Raw genomic sequence first — 21,206 nt, forward strand, 5'->3', positions numbered from 1 at the left:
CTCAGGGGGCGAGCCCGGCGGCCTGCCACACCTGCAACGCATCGACCGTGGCGGCCACATCGTGCACCCGCACGACCCGGGCGCCCAGTTGCACTGCGGCCAGCGCGGCGGCCACGCTGGCCACGAGCCGCTCGTCCACCGGGCGACCCGTGAGTGTGCCCAAGGTGCTCTTGCGCGACCACCCCGCCAGCAAGGGGAAACCCAGTTTCAGCAACTCGCGTTGGCGCTGCAGCAGCGCCAGGTTGTGGGCAGGCGTCTTGCCGAACCCGATGCCGGGGTCGAGCACGATGCGGTCCGCCGCCACGCCGGCCGTGATCACGTCTTGGGCACGCGCCTGCAGAAACTCCGCCACCTCGGTCACGACGTCGGTGTAGACCGGGTCGGACTGCATCGACTTCGGCTCCCCGCGCATGTGCATCAGGCACACGCCGCAGGCCGGGTCGGCCGCGACCAGGTCCAAGGCACCCGGCGCACGCAGCGCGTTGATGTCGTTCACGATGTCGGCGCCCAGCGCCAGCGCCTCGCGCATCACCTCGAGCTTGTAGGTGTCGATGGACACCGGCACGCCCAGGCGCACCGCTTCGCGCAACACGGGCACGACGCGGCGCAGTTCTTCCGCCAGCGGCAGGGCCAGCGCGCCGGGGCGGCTCGATTCGCCGCCGATGTCGAGCATGTCGGCCCCTTCTTTCAGCAGCCGCTCGCAGTGGGCCAGCGCGGCGCTGGCCTCCGCGTGACGCCCCCCGTCCGAGAACGAATCGGGCGTGGTGTTGACGATGCCCATCACGCGCGGACGGCTCAGGTCGATGCGAAAGCGGCGGGTCTGCCAGTGCGGGGTCGTCATGGGCGCGTCGCGAAGCTCACGAGATCGAAGACTCAAAAAGGAAACGGGGCCGAAGCCCCGTTGGTGTGTGCAGCGACAGCCGCTTGCGGTCAGACCGCCGCAGGTGCGCCGTCGGTGCTCACCGGCGGCGTGGGGCCGGTCGGCTTGCTGCCGCTCGGCGTCCAGTCTTTCGGCGGACGCGGCGGGCGACCGTTCATGATGTCGTCGATCTGGTCGGCGTCGATGGTTTCCCATTCGAGCAGCGCCTTGGCCATCGCGTGCATCTTGTCCTGGTTGTCTTCGATGAGCTTGCGCGCAATCGCGTACTGCTCATCAATGATGCGGCGGATGACCGAATCGACCGTGCGCATCGTCTCTTCAGACATGTTGGTCGTCTTGGTGACCGAACGGCCCAGGAAGACTTCGCCTTCGTTCTCGGCGTACACCATCGGGCCCAGTTCATCGGTCATGCCGTAGCGCGTGACCATGTCGCGGGCGATCTGGGTGGCACGTTCGAAGTCGTTGCTCGCGCCGGTGGTCATCTGGTTCATGAACACTTCTTCGGCGATGCGGCCACCGAACAGCACCGAGATGGTCGAGAGCATGCGCTCCTTGTCCATGCTGTAGCGGTCGCCTTCGGGCAATTGCATCGTCACGCCCAGCGCGCGGCCGCGCGGAATGACCGTCACCTTGTGCACCGGGTCGGTCTTGGGCATCAGGCGCGCCACCAGCGCGTGACCGGCCTCGTGGTAGGCCGTGTTGCGGCGCTCTTCCTCGGGCATGACCATGGACTTGCGCTCGGGGCCCATCATGATCTTGTCCTTGGCCTTCTCGAAGTCCACCATCTCGACCACACGCCCGTTGCGGCGGGCGGCGAAGAGGGCAGCCTCGTTGACCAGGTTGGCCAGATCGGCACCCGAGAAGCCCGGCGTGCCGCGCGCGAGGATGTCGGCACGCACGTCTTGTCCCACCGGCACCTTGCGCATGTGCACGGTGAGGATCTGCTCGCGGCCACGCACGTCGGGCAAGGTCACGTAGACCTGGCGGTCGAAGCGGCCCGGGCGCAGCAGCGCGGGGTCGAGGATGTCGGGCCGGTTGGTCGCCGCCATCACGATCACGCCGAGGTTGGTTTCGAAGCCGTCCATCTCGACGAGCATCTGGTTCAGCGTCTGCTCGCGTTCGTCGTTGCCACCTCCGAGGCCAGCGCCACGATGGCGGCCGACCGCGTCGATTTCGTCCACGAAGATGATGCAGGGCGCGCTCTTCTTGGCCTGCTCGAACATGTCGCGCACGCGGGCCGCGCCCACGCCGACGAACATTTCAACGAAGTCAGAACCCGAGATGCTGAAGAACGGCACCTTGGCCTCGCCCGCGATGGCCTTGGCCAAGAGCGTCTTGCCGGTCCCCGGAGGGCCGACCAGCAGCACACCGCGGGGAATGCGGCCGCCCAGTTTCTGGAAGCGCTGCGGGTCTTTCAAGAAATCGACCAGTTCACGCACTTCTTCCTTGGCTTCGTCGCAACCCGCGACGTCAGAGAAAGTGGTGGTGTTGTTGGCCTCGTCAAGCATGCGGGCCTTGGACTTGCCAAAGCTGAACGCCCCGCCCTTGCCGCCGCCCTGCATCTGACGCATGAAGTAGATCCACACGCCGATCAGCAGCAGCATCGGGCCCCACGAGACCAGGATGCTCATCAGCACCGAAGGCTCTTCGCGCGGCTTGACGTCGAACTTGACGCCGTTGGCGATGAGGTCGCCCACCAAGCCGCGGTCGAGGTACGTGGCGGTGGTGCGCAGGCGCTTGTCATCGGACGTGACGGCTGCGATTTCCGTGCCGGCGGGGCCCTCTTGCAGCGTCACCGTGCGAATGCGTTTGCTGCGGACTTCTTCGAGGAAGTCGGAGTAGCCGATCGGCGTCCCCTGCGTCGCACCTTTATCGAATTGTTTGAAGACGGTGAAAAGCACCAGGGCGATCACCAACCAAACTGCGACTTTGGAGAACCATTGATTGTTCACCGCGGCTCCTTCTTCCAATCTTCCGCACAGGCGCACGATTGCGCCTGGCATCCACGGTAGTTGAGGGTCATTCTAGTTCAGTCAAGTGTTGGCAATATGCGAGAACTGGGCCCGCTCCGCGCGGGTATTTGTGCGTTTCTGTGCGGCGTCAAACACGAGCCCACGCACTCATTTCGGGCTCTTCAGACCGATGCCGACCAAAAAGGTTTCAGAAGACCGGTCGCGCGAGGCCTTGGGTTTGATTGCTTTGACGACACGAAAGGTCTTTTTGAAGGTTTCGACGAGTTGGCTGTAACCGCTGCCGTGAAAAACCTTGGCGACCAAAGCCCCACTCGGCGTGAGGTGGGTTTGCGAAAAATCGACCGCGAGTTCGACCAAGTGGGCGATGCGCGCCGCGTCCGATATCTCGATGCCCGACAGGTTCGGCGCCATGTCGGACACCACCACGTCCACCGGCCGGCCGGCCAGCACGGCCTGCAACTGGGCCAGCACGGCGTCTTCGCAAAAATCGCCCTGAATGAAATGCACGCCTTCGATCGGCTCGAAAGGCAGCAGGTCCAGCGCAATGATGGTGCCGTTGAGGGCCCCCACCGCCGCCCCGCCGGACCCCGCCTCTTTGGGCGCGAACTTTCGGCGCAGGTACTGGCTCCAGGCCCCGGGAGTCGCCCCCAGATCGACCACCAACTGCCCCGGCCGGATGAGGTGCAGTTCTTCGTCGATTTCCTTCAGCTTGTAGGCGGCCCGAGCGCGATAACCCTCTTTCTGTGCCAGCCGGACGTACGGGTCGTTGATGTGATCAGACAACCACGCTTTGTTGACCTTCTTGCTCTTTGTCTTGATCTTCATGAATGAACTCGGGGGCCGTCGATAATAGCCACATGCCTGCCATTGAACTCAGCCCTGCCCAGCGCAAGGAAAAACGCGCCGAAGCCCATCACCTGGACCCCGTGGTCCTGATAGGGGGTGACGGCCTCACCGCCGCCGTGATGAAAGAAACCGATGCCGCCTTGAACGCCCACGGGCTCATCAAGGTGCGTGTCTTCTCCGACGAACGCGCCACGCGCGAAACGATCTTCGCCAAGCTGGCAGACGAACTGGGCGCCGCGCCCATCCAGCACATTGGCAAGTTGCTGGTGCTGTGGCGGCCGATCGCGCCGAAAGAAAAGGCCGAACGCGACGACCGCAAGCCGGGACCGAAGATCGTGAAGATCCTGAAGTTCTCGAAGAGCGGCAACAACCGCCCGCAGATCAAGAAGATCCAGGTGCTGGGTAACCAGCGCATCGCGGCCGGCGGTGAAGTCAAGCGCGCCAAGCGCCGTCAGACCAGCATCAAGAAGACGGCGGCAGACTGACCGGGCGCGACAAGCGCCACGCAAGGGCCAGCACCAGCAGGCCCTTGAGTCCAAACGCTGCGGCCGACAGGCCATGCAGCGCACCGAACGACAAACTGCCCTGCCCCGCCCGCGCCGCCTGCATCATCGGCTGCAAGCCAAAGTAGCCCAGCACCGTGACGAACAGCGCGGCCAGGGTCAGCAACATCTCGGGGCTCAGCACCGAGCCCTGCCCTTGTTCAGCGCGGTCGCGTGCCACCCGGCGCAGCATGATGAACAGCAGCATCGACACCACCAGCGCCGCGTAGGCTTCTTGCCTAAACAGGCGCCCGGCGATGCGGCCCGCCACGTCGGGCGTGGCCACCGCAAAAGCAGCCGGAGCGGCGAGTGCGCCGATGGCCAGCAGCACGCCCGCCCACAGTGCGGCCAGCAGTGCGCAAACGCGGGTGATGGTCATCGGTGCGCTGCCGATCAGATGTAGCGCACGTCCACGATCTCGTAGCTCTTCACGCCGCCCGGGGCTTGCACCTCGGCCACGGCGCCGGCTTCTTTGCCGATCAGCGCACGCGCGATCGGCGAACCGATCGAGATGCGGCCTTCTTTCAGGTCGGCTTCGTCTTCACCGACGATCTGATAGGTGACGGCGGTGCCGGTCTCTTCTTCTTCGAGATCGACGGTGGCACCGAACACCACGCGCCCGCCCGCATTGAGCGTGGTCGGGTCGATGATCTGCGCGGCCGCCAGCTTGCCTTCTACTTCGAGGATGCGGCCTTCGATGAAGCCCTGCTTGTCCTTGGCCGCTTCGTACTCGGCGTTCTCGGACAGATCACCCTGCGCGCGCGCCTCGGCAATCGCCTGGATGACGGCATGCCGCTCGACGGTCTTGAGCCGATGCAGCTCTTCCTTCAACTTCTCGGCACCGCGCTTGGTGAGGGGAATGGTTGCCATGGCTATCCCTGGGACACAGAAAATGAAAACGCGCCGACGGCGCGCTCGGAATGGGCCGGGTCACCATCACGTGCAACCCGGGCCCTGAAACGGAACCGCCGCCTTCTCCTTCGCAGGAGGCTCGGCGGCGGCCGGCAGAACTGACGAAGAAAGTTTAGTGCAGTTCCGCGTGCAGCTCTTGCAGCGACATGACCACCAGATCGTCCTGGTGCTTCATGCCTTCGACGGCCGCTTCGCAGCCCGCCATGCTCGTGTAGTAGGTCACCCGATTGGCCAGTGCCGCCTGCCGGATGTGTCGTGAATCGGCAATCGCCGTGCGCGTCTCGTCCACGGTCGTGAAGACGAGTTGGATCTCACCCGCCTTGACCATGTCCACGATGTGCGGGCGGCCGTCCTTCACCTTGTTGACAGGCTTGACCGGCACGCCGGCCGCGGCAATGGCTGCCGCCGTGCCCTTGGTCGCAATGACCTGGAAGCCCAACGCCACCAGATCACGCGCCACCGCCACGGCCCGCGCCTTGTCGTTGTCTTTCACGGTGATGCAGACGGTGCCCTTGGTCGGGAGGCGCGAGCCAGCGCCGAGCTGGCTCTTGAGCATCGCTTCGCCGAAGGTGCGGCCCGCGCCCATCACCTCGCCCGTCGAACGCATCTCGGGGCCGAGGATCGGGTCCACGCCCGGGAACTTGTTGAAAGGGAACACCGCTTCCTTGACCGAGAAGTACGGCGGGATCACTTCGCGCGGCTTGCCACCCTTGCCGTCGGTCTGCGCCGACAGCTTCTGGCCGACCATGCAGCGCGCGGCGATCTTCGCCAGCGGCTGGCCGGTCGCCTTTGACACGAAGGGCACGGTGCGCGAGGCACGCGGGTTCACTTCGAGCACGTAGACGATCGCGTCCGCGCCTTCGCCCTGGATGGCGAACTGCACATTCATCAAGCCCTTGACCTTCAGCGCCTTGGCCATCGCGACCGTCTGGCGGCGCAATTCGTCTTGCAGCGACTTGGGCAGCGAGTACGGCGGCAGCGAGCAGGCCGAGTCACCCGAGTGGATGCCCGCCTGTTCGACGTGCTCCATGATCCCGCCGATCATGCATTCGTCGCCATCGCTGATGCAGTCCACATCGACCTCGATCGCATCGTCGAGGAAGCGGTCGAGCAGCACCGGCGACTTCTCGCTGACCTTCACAGCCTCGCGCATGTAGCGCTCGAGGTCCTTGTCACCGTGCACGATTTCCATCGCGCGGCCACCGAGCACATAGCTCGGGCGCACGACCAGCGGGTAGCCGATCTCTTGCGCGAGTTGCAGCGCCTGCTCTTCGGTGCGCGCGGTGCGGTTGGGCGGCTGCTTGAGGCCGAGTTCGTGCAGCAGCTTCTGGAAGCGCTCACGGTCTTCAGCGATGTCGATGCTGTCAGGCGTGGTGCCGACGATGGGCACGCCGGCGCGCTCCAGGTCGAGCGCAAGCTTCAACGGCGTTTGCCCGCCGTACTGCACGATCACGCCGACCGGCTTTTCCTTCGCGACGATCTCGAGCACGTCTTCCAGCGTCACCGGCTCGAAGTACAGACGGTCCGAGGTGTCGTAGTCGGTGGACACGGTTTCCGGGTTGCAGTTGACCATGATGGTCTCGTACCCGTCCTCGCGCATGGCAAGGGCCGCGTGCACGCAGCAGTAGTCGAACTCGATGCCCTGGCCGATGCGGTTCGGCCCGCCGCCCAGCACCATGATCTTCTTCTTGGTCGTAGGCTCGGCCTCGCACTCTTCGTCGTACGTCGAGTACATGTAGGCCGTCTGCGTAGCGAACTCGGCCGCGCAGGTGTCCACGCGCTTGTAGACCGGGCGCACGTTCTGCGCCCAGCGCGCTTCACGCACCGCGTGCTGGTTGCTGCCCAGCAGCTTGGCGAGGCGGCGGTCCGAGAAGCCCTTCTGCTTGAGGTAGCGCAGCTCGGCGGTCGAGAGGCTCTCCAGCGTGCGGCCCGCCAGCGCCTGCTCGGTCTGGATGAGCTGCTGGATCTGCGCGAGGAACCATGGGTCGATGGCGGTCTCTTCGAACACCTCTTCCAGCGTCATGCCGAGGCGGAACGCGTCGCCCACGTAGAGGATGCGCTCGGGGCCTGGTTCGCCGATCTCTTCGATGATCTCGTCGCGGTCGGTCGAGCGCTCGCTCAGGCCGTCGATGCCGGTCTCGAGGCCGCGCAGCGCCTTCTGGAAGCTCTCTTGGAAGGTGCGGCCCATGGCCATCACCTCACCCACCGACTTCATCTGCGTCGTGAGGTGCGAGTCGGCCGCGGGGAATTTTTCGAACGCGAAACGCGGGATCTTCGTCACCACGTAGTCGATGCTGGGTTCGAACGAAGCCGGGGTCGCGCCGCCGGTGATGTCGTTCTTCAGCTCGTCGAGCGTGTAACCCACGGCCAGCTTCGCTGCGACCTTGGCGATGGGGAAGCCCGTGGCCTTCGAGGCCAGCGCCGACGAGCGCGACACGCGCGGGTTCATTTCGATGACGACCATGCGGCCGTCCTTCGGGTTGATCGAGAACTGCACGTTCGAGCCGCCGGTGTCCACGCCGATCTCGCGCAGGATCGCGATCGACGCATTTCGCAGCAGCTGGTATTCCTTGTCGGTGAGCGTCTGTGCCGGGGCGACCGTGATCGAGTCGCCGGTGTGGATGCCCATCGGGTCGAGGTTCTCGATCGAGCAGACGATGATGCAGTTGTCGGCGTGGTCGCGCACGACTTCCATCTCGTACTCTTTCCAGCCGATCAGGCTCTCTTCGATGAGCAGCTCTTTGGTCGGCGAGAGGTCGAGGCCGCGCTTGCAGATCTCTTCGAACTCTTCGGGGTTGTAGGCGATGCCGCCGCCCGTGCCGCCCAGCGTGAAGCTCGGGCGGATCACCATCGGGAAGCCGTTGCCGCCGATCTCTTGCATGATGCGCCGCTGCACCGCGAGCGCTTCTTCCATCGAATGCGCAATGCCCGAACGCGCCGAGCCCAGGCCGATGCCGGTCATCGCGTCCTTGAACTTCAGGCGGTCTTCGGCCTTCTCGATGGCCTTCTCGTTCGCGCCGATCATCTCGACCTTGTACTTGTCGAGCACGCCGTGCTTGTGCAGGTCGAGCGCGCAGTTCAGCGCGGTCTGTCCGCCCATGGTGGGCAGCACGGCGTCGGGGCGCTCTTTCGCGATGATCTTCTCGACCACTTGCCACGTGATGGGCTCGATGTAGGTCACATCGGCCATCTCGGGGTCGGTCATGATCGTCGCCGGGTTGCTGTTGACGAGGATGACCTTGTAGCCCTCTTCACGCAGCGCCTTGCAGGCTTGCGCGCCGGAGTAGTCGAACTCACACGCCTGGCCAATGATGATCGGGCCGGCGCCGATGATGAGGATGGACTTGATGTCGGTGCGCTTAGGCATTGTTCTTCTCCTGGTTGCCCATCAGCGCGGTGAAACGGTCGAACAGATAGCCAATGTCATGCGGTCCGGGGGAGGCCTCGGGGTGGCCCTGGAAACAGAAAGCGGGTTTGTCGGTGCGGGCCAGGCCCTGCAGCGTGCCGTCGAACAAGCTCACGTGCGTGGGACGCAGGTTCGCGGGCAGCGTCTTCTCGTCCACCGCGAAGCCGTGGTTCTGGCTCGTGATGCTGACGCGGCCGTTGTCGAGGTCTTTGACCGGGTGGTTCGCGCCGTGGTGGCCGAACTTCATCTTGAAGGTCTTCGCGCCCGAGGCCAGCGCCATGATCTGGTGGCCCAGGCAGATGCCGAAGGTCGGGATGCCGGCGTCGATCAGCTCCTTGGTGGACTGGATCGCGTAGTCGCACGGCTCGGGGTCACCGGGGCCATTGCTCAAGAAGATACCGTCGGGCTTGTGCTTGAGCACCTCGCTCGCGGGCGTTTGCGCCGGCACCAGCGTGACCTTGCAGCCGCGGCTCGTCAGCATGCGCAAGATGTTGCGCTTGACGCCGTAGTCGAAGGCGACGACGTGGAACTTGGCGTCGTGGGGTTGACTGTAGCCAGTGCCGAGCGCCCATTCGCCTTCGGTCCAGGCGGTGGTGTCTTTCTGACTGACGACCTTGGCGAGATCCAGCCCCGACATGCTCGGCGCGGCCTTCGCCAGTTCGATGGCCTTCTGCTCATGCGCCGGGGTGATCGACTCACCGGCTGCGAGCGTCAGGATGCAACCGTTCTGCGCGCCCTTGCTGCGCAGGATGCGCGTGAGCTTGCGGGTGTCGATGTTGGCCAGCGCCACCGTGCCTTCGCGCTTGAGGTAGCCCGACAGCGTGATGGTGCTGCGGAAGTTGGATTCGAGCAGCGGCAGGTCTTTAATGATGAGCCCGGCGGCATAGACCTTCGAGGCTTCGACGTCTTCCTCGTTGACGCCGTAGTTGCCGATGTGCGGGTAAGTCAGCGTGACGATCTGCCGGCTGTAGCTCGGGTCCGTCAGGATCTCTTGGTAGCCGGTCAACGAGGTGTTGAAAACGACCTCACCGACCGTGTGGCCGGCTGCCCCGATCGACACGCCATGAAAGATCGTTCCGTCTGCGAGTGCGAGTAGGGCCTGATCTTGAATTGGCAGCAGGGGCAAAGGCACACGAATCTCCGTTGGGGCGCACCCAGCTCCGCTCGGTGAGCGCGAGTCCGGACTGGAAAACTGGTGGAGTTTTCGCCGCGATCCGACAACGCTGAGGCAGGCGGTTTCGCTGGGGCGGGGGTTGCGGGTAAACCTTCGAATTGTAGCCGAGGCGCAGACACTTTCTGCTTTCAGCACCCGCAGCCGGAGGCCGACGCATGGGAAGTCAGCGCGCGGAACCCGCATCCGGCCTGGGCCTGGCAATTCCGAAACAGCCTTCCATAATCGGCCTTTTGAACTTCGCGGAGAAGCAGCCATGAAAGGCGACCCCAAAGTCATCGAGCACCTGAACGCCCAGCTCAAGAACGAGCTCACCGCGATCAACCAGTACTTCCTGCACTACCGCATGCTCAAGCACTGGGGCCTCGACAAGCTGGCCGCCAAGGAATACGCCGAGTCGATCGGCGAAATGAAGCATGCCGACCGCCTGATGGACCGCATCTTCACGCTCGACGGCCTGCCCAACCTGCAAGACCTCGGCAAGCTGCTGGTGGGCGAAGACACGGTCGAAGTCCTGACCTGCGATCTGCAGTCGGAACGCGGAGCGCAGGGCACCATCAAGGAAGGCATTGCCTATTGCGAGTCCGTGCGCGATTACGTTTCGCGTGACTTGCTGCAAGACATCCTCGAAGACACCGAGGAGCACATCGACTTCCTCGAAACGCAAATCGACCTCGTGGACAAGGTGGGCCTACAGAACTACCTGCAGTCGCAGATGGGTGACATCGCCTCCTGACCCGCTTCGGCCGCCATACCCTCAGGCGCGGGGCGGCTTTGCGCCCACACTTGAACTGCGAATCATTCTTATTTATGATCCGCTCCGTCAGCCCATGGATCGGGCTGGGAGTGGTTCAAATGATTGTCTGCGTCTGCCGGCGCGTCTCCGACCGAGACATCGAGCGTCACGTCCACAACGGTTGCGCAAGCTTCGACGACCTTCAGATCGACAGCGGCGTGTCGTCGTGCTGCGGCCGTTGCGGCGAATGTGCTCGAAGCGTTTTTGAAACGGCCCGTGTACGTGGTCAATGCCAGACGGGTGCCGCCTCCGCACCGCTTCAACTCGCGGCCTGAGGCCTCCTGCCCGGCGACCTCCGCCTTTCACGCGACCGGCCGCCCCCCTGCCCGGGCTCATCGGGGCACCACCGAGCACCGTCGCCAAGTCGGGAACTAGAATTGCTCGCAGTGGGTCTGAGCCCACGCCAATTCATCCACTCGGAGGTTTCATGAACAACAACCTGCAAACTGCCTACGCTGGTTATGCCGGTTCGGGCGCTGTCGAACAGCGTGATCGCGTCCTGCGCAACACGTACTGGCTCCTGGCCCTGTCGATGGTGCCGACCGTATTGGGCGCCTGGATCGGCGTGAGCACCGGTTTGGCGCGCGCCATGACGCCGGGCATCGGCCTCATCGTGTTCCTGGTGGGCGCATTCGGGTTCATGTTTGCCATCGAAAAGCTGAAGAACTCGGCCGCCGGTGTGCCGGTGCTGCTGGCCTTCACGTTCTTCATGGGCCTGATGCTCTCGCGCCTGATCGGCACGGTGCTCGGCCTGCGCAACGGCAGCGACCTGATCATGACGGCCTTCGCCGGCACCGGCGTGATCTTCTTCGGCATGGCCTCGCTCTCGACCTTCATCAAGCGCGACCTCAGCTCGATGGGCAAGTGGCTCTTCATCGGCTGCATCATGCTGCTGGTGGCGGGCATCGCCAACTTCTTCATCCAGTCGAGCGCCTTGATGATCACGCTGTCGGTGATCGCCATCGGCATCTTCTCGGCCTTCATCCTGCACGATCTGAAGGCGGTGCGTGACGGCTACGAAACCAACTACATCACCGCGACGCTGGGCGTGTACCTGAGCCTGTACAACGTGTTCCAGTCGCTGCTGGCGCTGCTGGGCATCTTCGGCGGCGAACGCGACTGAGCGTAGAAGACCGACTCACGTCCCACGGACGAACGACAACGGGGCCCTCGGGCCCCGTTTTCTATTGCCGGCTGCGCTTTCTTCTGCGCTCAACCCCGCATCAATCGCGCTCGAAAACCGCCATGCTCTCGACGTGTGCGGTGTGGGGGAACATGTTGACCGCCCCGGCAGCCACGCAACGGTACCCGGCTTGGTGCACGAGGAGCCCAGCGTCGCGCGCCAGCGTCGCGGGGTTGCAGCTCACATAGACGATGCGGCGCGGCGGTTGGTAGCCCGGGGCGAGGCTCGGGTCGGCCTCGACGTCGGCGAGCGCCTTGGCCAGCGCGAACGCGCCTTCGCGCGGCGGGTCCACCAGCCATTTGTCGGCGGCGCCGTACTTGGCCAGATCGACCGGCGCAAGCTCGAATAGGTTGCGAGCCTCGAACTGGGTCTTTTCAGCCAGCCCGTTGACCCCGGCGTTCTCGCGTGAACGCGCAACGAGCGCCTCGCTGCCCTCGATGCCCAGCACCTCGCGCGCCTGCGTGGCGATCGGCAACGTGAAGTTGCCCAGGCCGCAAAACCAGTCGATCACGCGTTCGTCGCTGCGGGCGTCCAGCAGGCGCAACGCGCGCCCCACCAGCACCTGGTTGATTTGGTGATTCACCTGAGTGAAGTCGGTCGGCTTGAAGGGCATCGTGACGCCGAACTCGGGCAGTTCGTACGACAGCGCCGGGCCGTCGGTGTCGAGCCGGTGCACCGTGTCGGGGCCCTTGGGTTGCAGCCACCATTGCACGCCGTGCTCGGCCGCGAAGGCACGCAGCCGCGCCAGGTCGGCGTCGGTCAAAGCTTCCAGGTGACGCAGCACGAGCGCCGTGACCTGCGAGCCGATGGCGACCTCGATCTGCGGCAGGCGGTCACGCTGGTCCATGGCACCCACGAGTTCACGCAGCGGGACAAGCATGCGGCTCAGGTGCGGAGGCAGCACCTCGCAGCTGTCCATGTCGGCCACGTAGCTCGACTTGCGCTCGTGAAAGCCCACAAGCACCTTGCCCTTCTTGGCCACGAAGCGCACCGACAGACGCGCGCGGTAGCGGTAGCCCCAGGCCGGCCCTTCGATGGGGCGCAGCATGCGCTCGGCCTTCACCTTGCCCAGGTGCCACAGCGCGTCTTCTAGTGCGCGCTGCTTGGTGGCCACCTGCGCGCCGACGTGGAAGTGCTGCATCTTGCAGCCGCCGCACACGCCAAAGTGTTTGCAGCGCGGGGTGACACGCTGCGCGCTTTCGCGGCGCAGCGCGGTCATCGTCGCCTGCTCCCAGTTGTTCTTCTTGCGGCCGACGCTGACCTGCACCTCTTCACCGGGCAAAGCCCCGTCGATGAAGACCACCTTGCCTTCGGCGCTGTGCGCCACGCCTTGCGCCTCCAGGTCGAGCGACTCGACCTTCAGCCATTCATCTCGTTGTGTCATGGGGCGGGATTATCGAGGCTGTAGCCTCGCCGCCCTGCCCCACCCGACCGCTGCCGACTCAGAAGATCGAGTCGCGGTCCACCCCGCTGCGCAGCATGCGGCGCTTGAGCTTCACCAGCGCTTCTTGCTGGATCTGGCGGATGCGCTCGCGCGTGAGGTTGAGGCGGCCTGCCAGCACCTCCAGCGTCTCGGGTTCGCGGTCATGCAGACCATACCGGCCCGACAGCACCTCGCGCTCGCGCTCGCTCAACTCGTCGAGCCCGTGCTGCAGCAAGAGGTCGATCTCGTGCGTGAGCGTGGTGCTCATCGGGTCGCTGTTGCCGTCGTCGGCCACCGTGTCGAGCAGCGACTCGGAGTTCTCGCGGTCGAGCGGCGCATCGAGCGACGCCGGCTGCTCGGCGAACTTCAACAACTCGCTGACCTCTTGAATGGGGCGCCCCAGGCGGTCGGCAATGTCTTCAACGCGCACAGGCTTGTCGCCTTCGAGGCCATGCGCCAGTTCCGCTTCGAGGGCTCGCCTGGCCTTGAGCACCTGGTTGAGCTCGCGCACCACGTGCACGGGCAGCCGCACCAGACGGGCCTGGTGCATGATGGCCCGCTCGATGCTCTGGCGAATCCACCACGACGAATAGGTCGAAAAACGAAAGCCCCTCTCCGGCTCGAACTTGCTGATGGCATGCATCAGCCCAAGGTTGCCCTCTTCGATGAGGTCGGTCATCGGCAGGCCCCGGCCCAGGTAGTTCTTGGCGATGCTGACCACCAGGCGCAGGTTGCGTTCGATCATGGCCTGGCGGGCCGAGAAGTCGCCCGCACGGGCGCGCTGCGCGGTGTCGAATTCTTCTTCGGGGGTCAGCAGCGGCGCTCGGCGAATCTCGCGCAGGTAGGCCTGCAGCGTGTTCCCAACCTCGCCTTCGCCGGCGGCCAGTTCACGTGAGCGGTTGCTCAGGCCATCGAGCGGCAGTTGCGATGGCTCGGCATCGCCCATGGAGGCGGCCACATCGCCCCTCTCGCGCTCATCACCCTCGCCGTCGTCGGCCGCGTGCTTCGGCGCATGCCCGTTGATCGCATCGCGCCGTTTCGTCATGTGCCGCCTCGTGGGTTGTGACGTTGACGCGATGCAGGTCTTCAGCGCGCGGGCAGCAACTTGGCCGGGTCCACCGGCTTGCCCTGCCGGCGGATCTCGAAGTGCAGTTGCACGCGCTCCGCGTCGCTCGACCCCATCTCGGCGATCTTCTGTCCGCGCTTCACGGCCTGGTCCTCTTTGACGAGCAGCTTCTGGTTGTGCGCATACGCCGTCAGGTAGGTGTTGTTGTGCTTGAGGATCACGAGGTTGCCATAACCGCGCAAGCCCGACCCGGCATAAACCACTTGACCGTCTGCGGCAGCCATCACCGGGTCGCCCGCCTTGCCGGCAATCGTGAGGCCCTTGGTGCGCGACTCGTCGAACTGAGCCACCACTGAGCCCTTGGCCGGCCACAACCAGTTGATGGCGTCGTCGCCCTCGCGCACCGGGTTGGGCGAAGAGGTCGGCGTAGCCGCCGCGGCGGCCGCCGCCGCAGCGCTGGTGGCCGCAGCCGCCGCAGCCGGGGTGGACGATGCGGCAGCAGCGCCCGCCGGCGACACGGCCGCTCCCGTGGTGGCCACTGGCGCGCTGCCCTTGGGCGCGTCGAGGGGGCGGGCCTCAACCTTCGAAGCCGTGACCGGCCGCGTGGTGACCGCGTTGGGGTCTGCACCCGGCGGCACCACGCGCAACACCTGGCCAACTTCGAGAATGTTCGGGTTCTCGTAGTTGTTCCACCGCATCAGGTCTTTCCAGTTCTGACCGGTTTCGAGGCCGATGCGGATCAGCGTGTCGCCCGGCTTCACCGTGTAGTACCCAGGCTTGCCCGCATGTTCGGCGTTCAGCGTGGGTGCGCGCGGCGCAGCCGGTGCAGCAGAAGCAGAGCCCGAGTCTGCCGCGGCGGGCTGCGCTACTTGGGCGACCACGCCGGTGGGACGGGTGGGCAAGGTACGCGCCTCGACCGGCGCGGGGTTCAATGCCGTGGGCGACGCGCAGCCCGCCATGGCGAGGGCTGCGAACACAAGGGTTGCTGCAGCCTCCATGCGGTGACGGCGGGCATGCAGAGCCCCGCTCTGCGTGTTTGTCATGGGTGCAAAAGCCATCAATTGAGACCTGATTTTAGAGGGACGAAATGCACCGATTCGTGGGCCGAACGGACGTATCCGGCCTCGGTGCGATCGACCACCACCAGCACTTGGCGCGGGCCGTCGTGCACGGGGGCAACGAGGCGACCACCGACAGCCAGTTGCTCGAGCCATGCCTGCGGCAGGGCCTCGCCGCCTGCGGCGACGATGATGCTGGTGTAGGGCGCGTTGGGCGGGTGCCCACGCATCCCGTCACCATACACCAGCCGGATGTTCATCAGCCGCAGCGGCGCGAGCAGCTCGCGCGCCTTGTCGTGCAGGGGGCGCAGGCGTTCGATGGACAAGACCTGCGTCGCCAATTGCGACAACACGGCCGCTTGATAGCCACAACCCGTGCCGACTTCGAGCGTGCGGCCGAGCGAGCCGCTGGCCTTGGCGGCCTCACCGGCCATCAAGAGTTCGATCATGCGCGCCACAACCGAAGGCTTCGAGATCGTCTGACCATGGCCGATGGGCAGACTGGTGTCTTCGTAGGCCTGGTTGACCAAGGCCGTATCGACGAACAGGTGCCGGGGCACCTGCGCCAGGGCTTGCGCCACGGCCGCGTCACGCAGGCCCTCGGCTTGCAGCTTGCGCACCATGCGCTGGCGCACGTCGGCCGAATCGAGTCCCAAGCCCGAGGGGGCGGCGAGGCGTTGCGCATCGGTGGCCGCCTGATGCAAGGGCCGCTGCGGACGCAGCACCTCGCGCGCCACCGGCGCCGCCGTGGTGCGGGGTTTGGCAGCGGGTGCTGCGGAGATAGGCGCGGCCGGCTTGGCCGACGGCGGGCTCACCAGGGTCTTGCCCGGCTTCACCAGCCCATCGAGTTGCAGCGGAAACTTTCGCCGCGGTTGCGACGGCGCGTTCATGCGCGACCTTGCCTCGCCGCCCATTGCCGCCAATGCGGCAGGCGCGCGTGGTCGGTCAGGTCGATCTGCAAGGGCGTGATGGACACACGGCCCTGCGCCACCGCATAGAAGTCGGTGCCCTCGCCGGCCTCGCGTGCGTCGCCAGCGGGACCGATCCAGTAGATGGGCTCGCCGCGCGGGTTGGTCTGCTGGATCACGGGCTCGCTGGCATGGCGACGGCCCAGCCGCGTTACCTCTCGCGGCAGCGAGTTCGCATCGGCGCGGTTGGGGATGTTCACGTTCAGCAGCCACGGCCCCGGCGCAGGCGGCTCGCGCAGCACCTGCTCGACGATTTCGCGCGCGGTGCGGGCTGCGGCGTCGAGATGTGTCCAGCCTTTCTCGGACTGCGAGAACGCGATCGACGGGATGCCGGACAGAAAGCCTTCCATCGCCGCCGCAACCGTGCCCGAGTACAGGGTGTCGTCGCCCATGTTGGCGCCGTTGTTGATGCCAGAGAGCACGAGGTCGGGCCGATGCGGCAAGAGGCCGGTGAGCGCGACGTGCACGCAGTCGGACGGTGTGCCGTTGAAATACCGAAAGCCGTTGGCTGCGGTAAAAGCCGAGAGCGGCCGGTGCAGCGTCAGCGAATTCGAGGTGCCGCTGGCGTTTTGCTCAGGGGCCACGACGTCGATCTCGCCGAGCCCTTCGCATGCCTTGACCAGTGCCGCGAGGCCTGGCGCGAGGTACCCATCGTCATTGGCAATCAAGATGCGCATCGCGCGATTGTAGGACCCGTCACCTCCGGGACCGGCCGTGGAACAGGGCCTGTTTATGATCGAAGACGACCTTAACTCACCCCGAGGAGACACCATGCACGCCTGGCTCTGCGAGAACCCCGTTGGCCCCGAAGCCCTCACCTGGAAGGAGCTGCCCACGCCCGAGCCCAAGGCCGGCGAGGCGCGCATCGCGATCCGCGCGGCAAGCTTGAACTTTCCCGACCTGCTGATCGTCCAGAACAAGTACCAGTTCAAGCCGCCGCTGCCCTTCGTGCCTGGCTCTGAATACGCCGGCGTGGTCGAAGCCGTCGGCGAAGGCGTGACGAACGTGAAGGTCGGCGACTCGGTCGCTGCCTTCGGTGGCGGTGGCGGCTTCGGCACGCACGTGGTCAACAAGGCATCGAGCCTCGTCAAGCTGCCCGAAGGTTTCAGCTTCGACGACGCAGCCGCCTTCTTGTGCACCTATGGCACAACCCACCACGCGCTGATCGACCGCGCGCAACTGAAGCCCGGCGAAACGGTGCTGGTGCTCGGCGCCGCGGGCGGTGTGGGCACGGCCGCGATCCAGATCGCTAAGGCGGCAGGCGCGAAGGTCATCGCCGCCGCATCGACCGACGAGAAGTGCGCGCTGTGCAAAGAGCTGGGCGCCGACCTCACCATCAACTACAGCACCGGCAACCTGCGCGACGAGATCAAGGCGCTCACCGATGGCAAGGGTCCCGACGTGGTCTATGACCCGGTGGGCGGCGACCTCGCCGAGCCGGTGTTCCGCTCGATCGGCTGGCGTGGCCGCTACCTGGTGATCGGCTTCGCGCAAGGCGGCATCCCCGCGCTGCCGCTGAACCTCGCGCTGCTCAAGGGTGCGTCGATCGTCGGCGTGTTCTGGGGCGAGTTCGCACGCCGCGAACCGCAGAACAACACCCAGGCACTGGCCGAACTGGCCACTTGGTACAAGCAGGGCAAGATCAAACCCGTCATCGACCAGCGCCTGCCGATGCGATCGCTCAAAGAAGCCTTCGTGCGCATGGGCAGCCGGCAAGTGCGCGGCAAGCTCGTACTCGTCAACGACTGACCACGCACACGCGGGTGACTTCGGTCACCCGCATTGATGCATTCCTGCCAATCGCGTCACGAATTGGCAGTGGGGTCACTTGGCTGCGCTACGATCCACCCCCGCGCAACGGAGGCAGCGTCGGTATGGCAGTCAAGGTATTGATCGTTGAAGACAACCCGGTGGCCCGCAGCTTTCTGTGCCGCGTGGTCCGTGAGAGTTTCAGCGACACCATCCTCATCACCGAAGCCGGTGACCTTGAAGCCGCGCGCCGGCTCATCGGCCAGTCCGAACGCCCACGCGGCGAACTTCCCGCCGACCCGTTCAAGCTCGCGCTGATCGACCTGGAGTTGCCCGACGGCAACGGCCTCGAACTGCTGACCGAGATGGCGCGCTACCCGGCCACCAAGATCGTCACCACGCTCTATTCCGACGACGACCACCTCTTCCCCGCGCTCCAATGTGGTGCCGACGGCTACCTGCTGAAGGAAGACCGCTTCGAGGTGCTCGTCGAAGAACTGCAGAAGATCGTGCGCGGCCAGCCGCCCCTGTCACCCGCCATCGCACGGCGCCTGCTCACGCACTTCCGCCAGGGCCCCGGCGGTATGGGCACGGCGATGGAGCCGCCCGCACCCTCGGGCTTCCAGAGCAGCCGGCCGGTGCCGCTCGGCCGCACACTGACCGCGGCCCCGATGGACCACGAACGGCTCACCCCGCGCGAGAGCGAGGTGCTGACGTACCTGAGCAAGGGCTTCACGATCAAAGAGATCGCGAACCTCATGAGCATCAAGTGGTTCACGGTCAACGACCACATCAAGTCGATCTACAAGAAGCTCAACGTGTCGAGCCGCGCCGAAGCGGCCGTGCTCGCCAGCAAGCAAGGCTTGGTCTGACGCCGCAGACTGCGGCCGCCGACGCCTGACACGCGCCCCATGAACCCGCGTTCAGCGGCTGCAGCCCCGGCGGCTTCCCGCTCGCCTGACCCGCTCGCCAGCGACGACCCCACCCAAGCGCCGACCTCATCGCCTGACTCGCGCATCGAGTTGGACCTGCTCGCGGGCGACCTTCGCACCGGCCGCTCGCGCGTGCCGTGGATGGGCTGGCGCATGCGTTTGCTGGTCATGGCCGCTCTGGCCGGGTGCATCGCGCTGCTGATGCTGGCGCGCTGGCTCGCCGAGCCGCCGCGCATCAACGCGACATGGACCGCCACCGGCGATGGGCGCGTCGAACTGGCTTCGACGCGCAACCCCGAACTCGAGCCACACATCGGCAAGACGCTTGTGGCCATCGTCAGCAACGAAGACGGCTCGGTGACGCTCGACGCGCTGGCCCTGCACCGTTCATCGCGCTGGATCACCGACGACCGTGAACGCGCCTCGCACCTGGCGATGCACAACGAGCTGTCGCGCGCGCTGTCGCGCAGCGAGGTGCTGCTGGCGTTCTCGACCGGCGAACGCGTACCGATCACGCTCTTCCCGCGCGGGCTCGACAGCCTGGGCCTGCTCTTCTGGCTGCTCTGCGCGCTGGCGCTCGTGCTCTACATGCTGGCGATGGTGGTCGCACTGGCCGAGCCCTCGCCCAGCAGCTTTCTCTACTCGCTGATGGCCTTGTGCCAGACGGGCAACCTCGTCTTCATCGCCGTCGAATCGACGCTCGACCTGAGTCTGCCGCTGCCCTTCCCCCGGCTGGACATGCCGGTGCGCCTGACGCTCGACTTCATCACCGCCGCGGCGGCCGTGCATTCGGCCTGCCTCCACCCGTCTCGCGTGCGTGGCGCCACCTTCATTGCCCTCGTCAGCTGGACAGTCGCCGCCGCGCTCATCGCAGCCTGCCACAGCGGCCTGTTGAGCCCGCTGTGGTGGTGGATCCAAGCCAGCGTCACTGTCTTCAGCCTCGTCGGCATCGGCCTGCTCGCTTGGTCGTACCGGCAGGCACCGCACCCGTTCGCGCTCGTCGTGCGCCGCTTCAGCCTCATGGTCACCGCCACCTGGGTGCTGCTGACGCTCGCCCTCGCGGCGGTGGACCGCGCACCCGCCATGCAGCAGCAGTTCGCGGCCGTCGGGCCGATGATCTGGTACGTCTTCTTCGCGTCGCTGCTGCTGCTGATCCCCTTCCTCTCGCGGCCGCAGCAGGTGATGCGCGAGTTCTCACTGTTGGCCGCGATCAGCACCGTGGCCACCTCGCTCGATCTGCTGTTCGTGGCGGTGTTTTCACTCGGGCAGTTCACCTCACTCACGCTCGCGCTGTTTCTTTCTCTCGCCGTCTACACCGGCGCGCGCCAGTGGCTGCTCGACCAGTTGATGGGCAGCAGCGTGCTCACCACCGAGCGCATGTTCGAGAAGCTCTACCGCGTCGCCCGCGCCGTCGAGGCCGACCCCGACCGGCTGCCGGCGCTGCTGCAGCAACTGCTGCACACGCTGTTCGAGCCGATCGAGATCGTCGTCATCGACCAATCATTGCGCCGCCCGCAGGTGGCCGAAGCCGGTGCCACGCTGTTCGTGCCGGTGCCTGATCTTTCAGGGCGCGGTGGGCCGCCCTCTCAGTCCATCGCGATGCGCTTCGCACGGCGCGGTCGGCGCCTCTTCACAGACGACGACGCGCGCCTCACCGGACGCATCCTCGACCAGTTGAGCCGCGCCGTGGCGTATGACAAGGCCGTCGAGCAGGGCCGCAGCGAAGAGCGCCTGCGGCTCGCACAAGACCTGCACGACGACATCGGCGCCCGGCTGCTGACATTGATGTACCAGGCGAAGACGCCCGAGATGGAGGAGTACCTTCGCCACACGCTGCAAGACCTGAAGACGCTGACGCGCGGTCTCGCCGCAGCACAGCATCGCCTCTCACACGCGGCCGCCGAGTGGAAGACCGACCTCACCCAGCGCCTGGCCGCCGCCCAGATCGGCTTCAGCTGGGACTGCACCTACGACGAAGACGTGTCGCTGAGCGTCGTGCAATGGTCCGCCCTGACACGTGTGATGCGCGAGCTGGTGAGCAACGCGATCGCGCATTCCGGCGCCTCTCGCGTGTCGGCGCAAATCCAGCTCGCCAATGACCGCGTCGAACTCACGCTGACCGACGACGGCCACGGCCACGCCCCCAAGTCATGGGCCCACGGCCTGGGCCTGGGTGGCGTGCGCAAGCGCGTCAAGCAGCTCGGAGGCGAGGTGCGCTGGGAAGAAGTAGAGCCCCACGGCATTCGCTGCCGCGTGGTCATTCCGAAACTGTCCGAAAAGTCGAGCTGACGCGCCACGGCC

At 65.8% G+C, this 21,206-nt stretch carries 19 protein-coding genes; 7 read left to right on the forward strand and 12 right to left on the reverse strand.

Annotated features, from left to right (window positions below):
- Nucleotide 1: 1 nt before the first annotated feature.
- From folP to AC1KAT_RS15110, 3 genes are all read right to left on the reverse strand, one after another.
- Nucleotides 2–841: a dihydropteroate synthase gene (folP, locus tag AC1KAT_RS15100; RefSeq protein ID WP_480327370.1), complete on the reverse strand. Its 840-nt coding sequence runs from the start codon at nucleotides 839–841 to the stop codon at nucleotides 2–4.
- A gap of 89 nt (nucleotides 842–930) precedes the next feature.
- Nucleotides 931–2,832: an ATP-dependent zinc metalloprotease FtsH gene (gene ftsH, locus AC1KAT_RS15105; RefSeq protein ID WP_480327372.1), complete on the reverse strand. Its 1,902-nt coding sequence runs from the start codon at nucleotides 2,830–2,832 to the stop codon at nucleotides 931–933.
- Between the two features lie 168 nt (nucleotides 2,833–3,000).
- A complete protein-coding gene (locus tag AC1KAT_RS15110) occupies nucleotides 3,001–3,678 on the reverse strand; it encodes an RlmE family RNA methyltransferase (RefSeq protein WP_480327374.1) in 678 nt (225 codons plus the stop codon).
- 32 nt (nucleotides 3,679–3,710) lie between these two features.
- On the opposite strand from AC1KAT_RS15110, the gene AC1KAT_RS15115 reads away from it, so the two are divergent.
- On the forward strand, nucleotides 3,711–4,184 hold the full coding sequence (locus AC1KAT_RS15115; protein WP_480327376.1) for a YhbY family RNA-binding protein: 474 nt from the start codon (nucleotides 3,711–3,713) through the stop codon (nucleotides 4,182–4,184).
- On the opposite strand, the gene AC1KAT_RS15120 is transcribed toward AC1KAT_RS15115, so the two are convergent.
- The 4 genes from AC1KAT_RS15120 to carA form a co-directional block, all read right to left on the reverse strand.
- Nucleotides 4,162–4,620, reverse strand: a complete 459-nt coding sequence (locus tag AC1KAT_RS15120; protein WP_480327378.1) for a DUF4149 domain-containing protein — start codon at nucleotides 4,618–4,620, stop codon at nucleotides 4,162–4,164. The two genes, AC1KAT_RS15115 and AC1KAT_RS15120, sit on opposite strands and share 23 nt — an antisense overlap.
- Before the next feature lie 14 nt (nucleotides 4,621–4,634).
- The gene (gene greA / locus AC1KAT_RS15125) at nucleotides 4,635–5,111 is read right to left on the reverse strand and encodes a transcription elongation factor GreA (protein WP_480327380.1); all 477 of its coding nucleotides are present in this window, start codon (nucleotides 5,109–5,111) and stop codon (nucleotides 4,635–4,637) included.
- Nucleotides 5,112–5,265: 154 nt separating this feature from the next.
- On the reverse strand, nucleotides 5,266–8,520 hold the full coding sequence (carB, locus tag AC1KAT_RS15130; RefSeq protein WP_480327382.1) for a carbamoyl-phosphate synthase large subunit: 3,255 nt from the start codon (nucleotides 8,518–8,520) through the stop codon (nucleotides 5,266–5,268).
- Nucleotides 8,513–9,679, reverse strand: a complete 1,167-nt coding sequence (gene carA / locus AC1KAT_RS15135) for a glutamine-hydrolyzing carbamoyl-phosphate synthase small subunit (protein ID WP_480327776.1) — start codon at nucleotides 9,677–9,679, stop codon at nucleotides 8,513–8,515. Before carA ends, carB begins: the two co-directional genes overlap by 8 nt.
- A gap of 307 nt (nucleotides 9,680–9,986) precedes the next feature.
- Here carA and bfr point away from each other — a divergent pair, with 307 nt between their 5' ends.
- From bfr to AC1KAT_RS15150, 3 genes are all read left to right on the forward strand, one after another.
- Nucleotides 9,987–10,466: a bacterioferritin gene (gene bfr, locus AC1KAT_RS15140; RefSeq protein WP_480327384.1), complete on the forward strand. Its 480-nt coding sequence runs from the start codon at nucleotides 9,987–9,989 to the stop codon at nucleotides 10,464–10,466.
- Nucleotides 10,467–10,585: 119 nt separating this feature from the next.
- Nucleotides 10,586–10,801, forward strand: coding sequence for a (2Fe-2S)-binding protein (locus AC1KAT_RS15145; protein WP_480327779.1), 216 nt, complete (start codon nucleotides 10,586–10,588; stop codon nucleotides 10,799–10,801).
- Nucleotides 10,802–10,953: 152 nt separating this feature from the next.
- The gene (locus tag AC1KAT_RS15150; protein WP_480327386.1) at nucleotides 10,954–11,649 is read left to right on the forward strand and encodes a Bax inhibitor-1/YccA family protein; all 696 of its coding nucleotides are present in this window, start codon (nucleotides 10,954–10,956) and stop codon (nucleotides 11,647–11,649) included.
- Nucleotides 11,650–11,749: 100 nt separating this feature from the next.
- On the opposite strand, the gene rlmD is transcribed toward AC1KAT_RS15150, so the two are convergent.
- From rlmD to surE, 5 genes are read right to left on the reverse strand one after another with little or no spacing between them, the layout of a single operon-like run.
- Nucleotides 11,750–13,093 (reverse strand): 23S rRNA (uracil(1939)-C(5))-methyltransferase RlmD, encoded by a 1,344-nt coding sequence (gene rlmD / locus AC1KAT_RS15155; RefSeq protein ID WP_480327388.1) that lies wholly within the window; start codon nucleotides 13,091–13,093, stop codon nucleotides 11,750–11,752.
- A 58-nt stretch (nucleotides 13,094–13,151) separates the two neighbouring features.
- The gene (gene rpoS / locus AC1KAT_RS15160) at nucleotides 13,152–14,177 is read right to left on the reverse strand and encodes an RNA polymerase sigma factor RpoS (protein WP_480327390.1); all 1,026 of its coding nucleotides are present in this window, start codon (nucleotides 14,175–14,177) and stop codon (nucleotides 13,152–13,154) included.
- Between the two features lie 41 nt (nucleotides 14,178–14,218).
- Nucleotides 14,219–15,196: a peptidoglycan DD-metalloendopeptidase family protein gene (locus tag AC1KAT_RS15165; RefSeq protein WP_480327392.1), complete on the reverse strand. Its 978-nt coding sequence runs from the start codon at nucleotides 15,194–15,196 to the stop codon at nucleotides 14,219–14,221.
- 59 nt (nucleotides 15,197–15,255) lie between these two features.
- Nucleotides 15,256–16,146, reverse strand: a complete 891-nt coding sequence (locus AC1KAT_RS15170; protein WP_480327394.1) for a protein-L-isoaspartate(D-aspartate) O-methyltransferase — start codon at nucleotides 16,144–16,146, stop codon at nucleotides 15,256–15,258.
- Complete coding sequence (gene surE, locus AC1KAT_RS15175; protein WP_480327396.1) at nucleotides 16,143–16,901, reverse strand: 5'/3'-nucleotidase SurE; 759 nt, start codon at nucleotides 16,899–16,901, stop codon at nucleotides 16,143–16,145. Before surE ends, AC1KAT_RS15170 begins: the two co-directional genes overlap by 4 nt.
- Nucleotides 16,902–16,995: 94 nt before the next feature.
- On the opposite strand from surE, the gene AC1KAT_RS15180 reads away from it, so the two are divergent.
- The 3 genes from AC1KAT_RS15180 (at nucleotide 16,996) to AC1KAT_RS15190 (ending at nucleotide 21,194) form a co-directional block, all read left to right on the forward strand.
- The gene (locus tag AC1KAT_RS15180) at nucleotides 16,996–17,973 is read left to right on the forward strand and encodes an NADPH:quinone oxidoreductase family protein (RefSeq protein ID WP_480327398.1); all 978 of its coding nucleotides are present in this window, start codon (nucleotides 16,996–16,998) and stop codon (nucleotides 17,971–17,973) included.
- A 125-nt stretch (nucleotides 17,974–18,098) separates the two neighbouring features.
- The gene (locus AC1KAT_RS15185) at nucleotides 18,099–18,845 is read left to right on the forward strand and encodes a LuxR C-terminal-related transcriptional regulator (RefSeq protein WP_480327400.1); all 747 of its coding nucleotides are present in this window, start codon (nucleotides 18,099–18,101) and stop codon (nucleotides 18,843–18,845) included.
- A gap of 39 nt (nucleotides 18,846–18,884) precedes the next feature.
- Nucleotides 18,885–21,194 (forward strand): sensor histidine kinase, encoded by a 2,310-nt coding sequence (locus tag AC1KAT_RS15190; protein ID WP_480327402.1) that lies wholly within the window; start codon nucleotides 18,885–18,887, stop codon nucleotides 21,192–21,194.
- Nucleotides 21,195–21,206 lie beyond the last annotated feature (12 nt).

It is taken from the genome of Piscinibacter sp. PDB5-1 (assembly GCF_056676035.1).

Bases quoted from the DNA above. Each gene is read 5' to 3' on its own strand.
- folP (WP_480327370.1), bottom strand. From the start codon at position 841: ATGACGACCCCGCACTGGCAGACCCGCCGCTTTCGCATCGACCTGAGC.
- AC1KAT_RS15110 (WP_480327374.1), bottom strand. From the start codon at position 3,678: ATGAAGATCAAGACAAAGAGCAAGAAGGTCAACAAAGCGTGGTTGTCT.
- AC1KAT_RS15115 (WP_480327376.1), top strand. From the start codon at position 3,711: ATGCCTGCCATTGAACTCAGCCCTGCCCAGCGCAAGGAAAAACGCGCC.
- AC1KAT_RS15120 (WP_480327378.1), bottom strand. From the start codon at position 4,620: ATGACCATCACCCGCGTTTGCGCACTGCTGGCCGCACTGTGGGCGGGC.
- greA (WP_480327380.1), bottom strand. From the start codon at position 5,111: ATGGCAACCATTCCCCTCACCAAGCGCGGTGCCGAGAAGTTGAAGGAA.
- carB (WP_480327382.1), bottom strand. From the start codon at position 8,520: ATGCCTAAGCGCACCGACATCAAGTCCATCCTCATCATCGGCGCCGGC.
- bfr (WP_480327384.1), top strand. From the start codon at position 9,987: ATGAAAGGCGACCCCAAAGTCATCGAGCACCTGAACGCCCAGCTCAAG.
- AC1KAT_RS15145 (WP_480327779.1), top strand. From the start codon at position 10,586: ATGATTGTCTGCGTCTGCCGGCGCGTCTCCGACCGAGACATCGAGCGT.
- AC1KAT_RS15150 (WP_480327386.1), top strand. From the start codon at position 10,954: ATGAACAACAACCTGCAAACTGCCTACGCTGGTTATGCCGGTTCGGGC.
- rlmD (WP_480327388.1), bottom strand. From the start codon at position 13,093: ATGACACAACGAGATGAATGGCTGAAGGTCGAGTCGCTCGACCTGGAG.
- rpoS (WP_480327390.1), bottom strand. From the start codon at position 14,177: ATGACGAAACGGCGCGATGCGATCAACGGGCATGCGCCGAAGCACGCG.
- AC1KAT_RS15165 (WP_480327392.1), bottom strand. From the start codon at position 15,196: ATGGAGGCTGCAGCAACCCTTGTGTTCGCAGCCCTCGCCATGGCGGGC.
- AC1KAT_RS15170 (WP_480327394.1), bottom strand. From the start codon at position 16,146: ATGAACGCGCCGTCGCAACCGCGGCGAAAGTTTCCGCTGCAACTCGAT.
- surE (WP_480327396.1), bottom strand. From the start codon at position 16,901: ATGCGCATCTTGATTGCCAATGACGATGGGTACCTCGCGCCAGGCCTC.
- AC1KAT_RS15180 (WP_480327398.1), top strand. From the start codon at position 16,996: ATGCACGCCTGGCTCTGCGAGAACCCCGTTGGCCCCGAAGCCCTCACC.
- AC1KAT_RS15185 (WP_480327400.1), top strand. From the start codon at position 18,099: ATGGCAGTCAAGGTATTGATCGTTGAAGACAACCCGGTGGCCCGCAGC.
- AC1KAT_RS15190 (WP_480327402.1), top strand. From the start codon at position 18,885: ATGAACCCGCGTTCAGCGGCTGCAGCCCCGGCGGCTTCCCGCTCGCCT.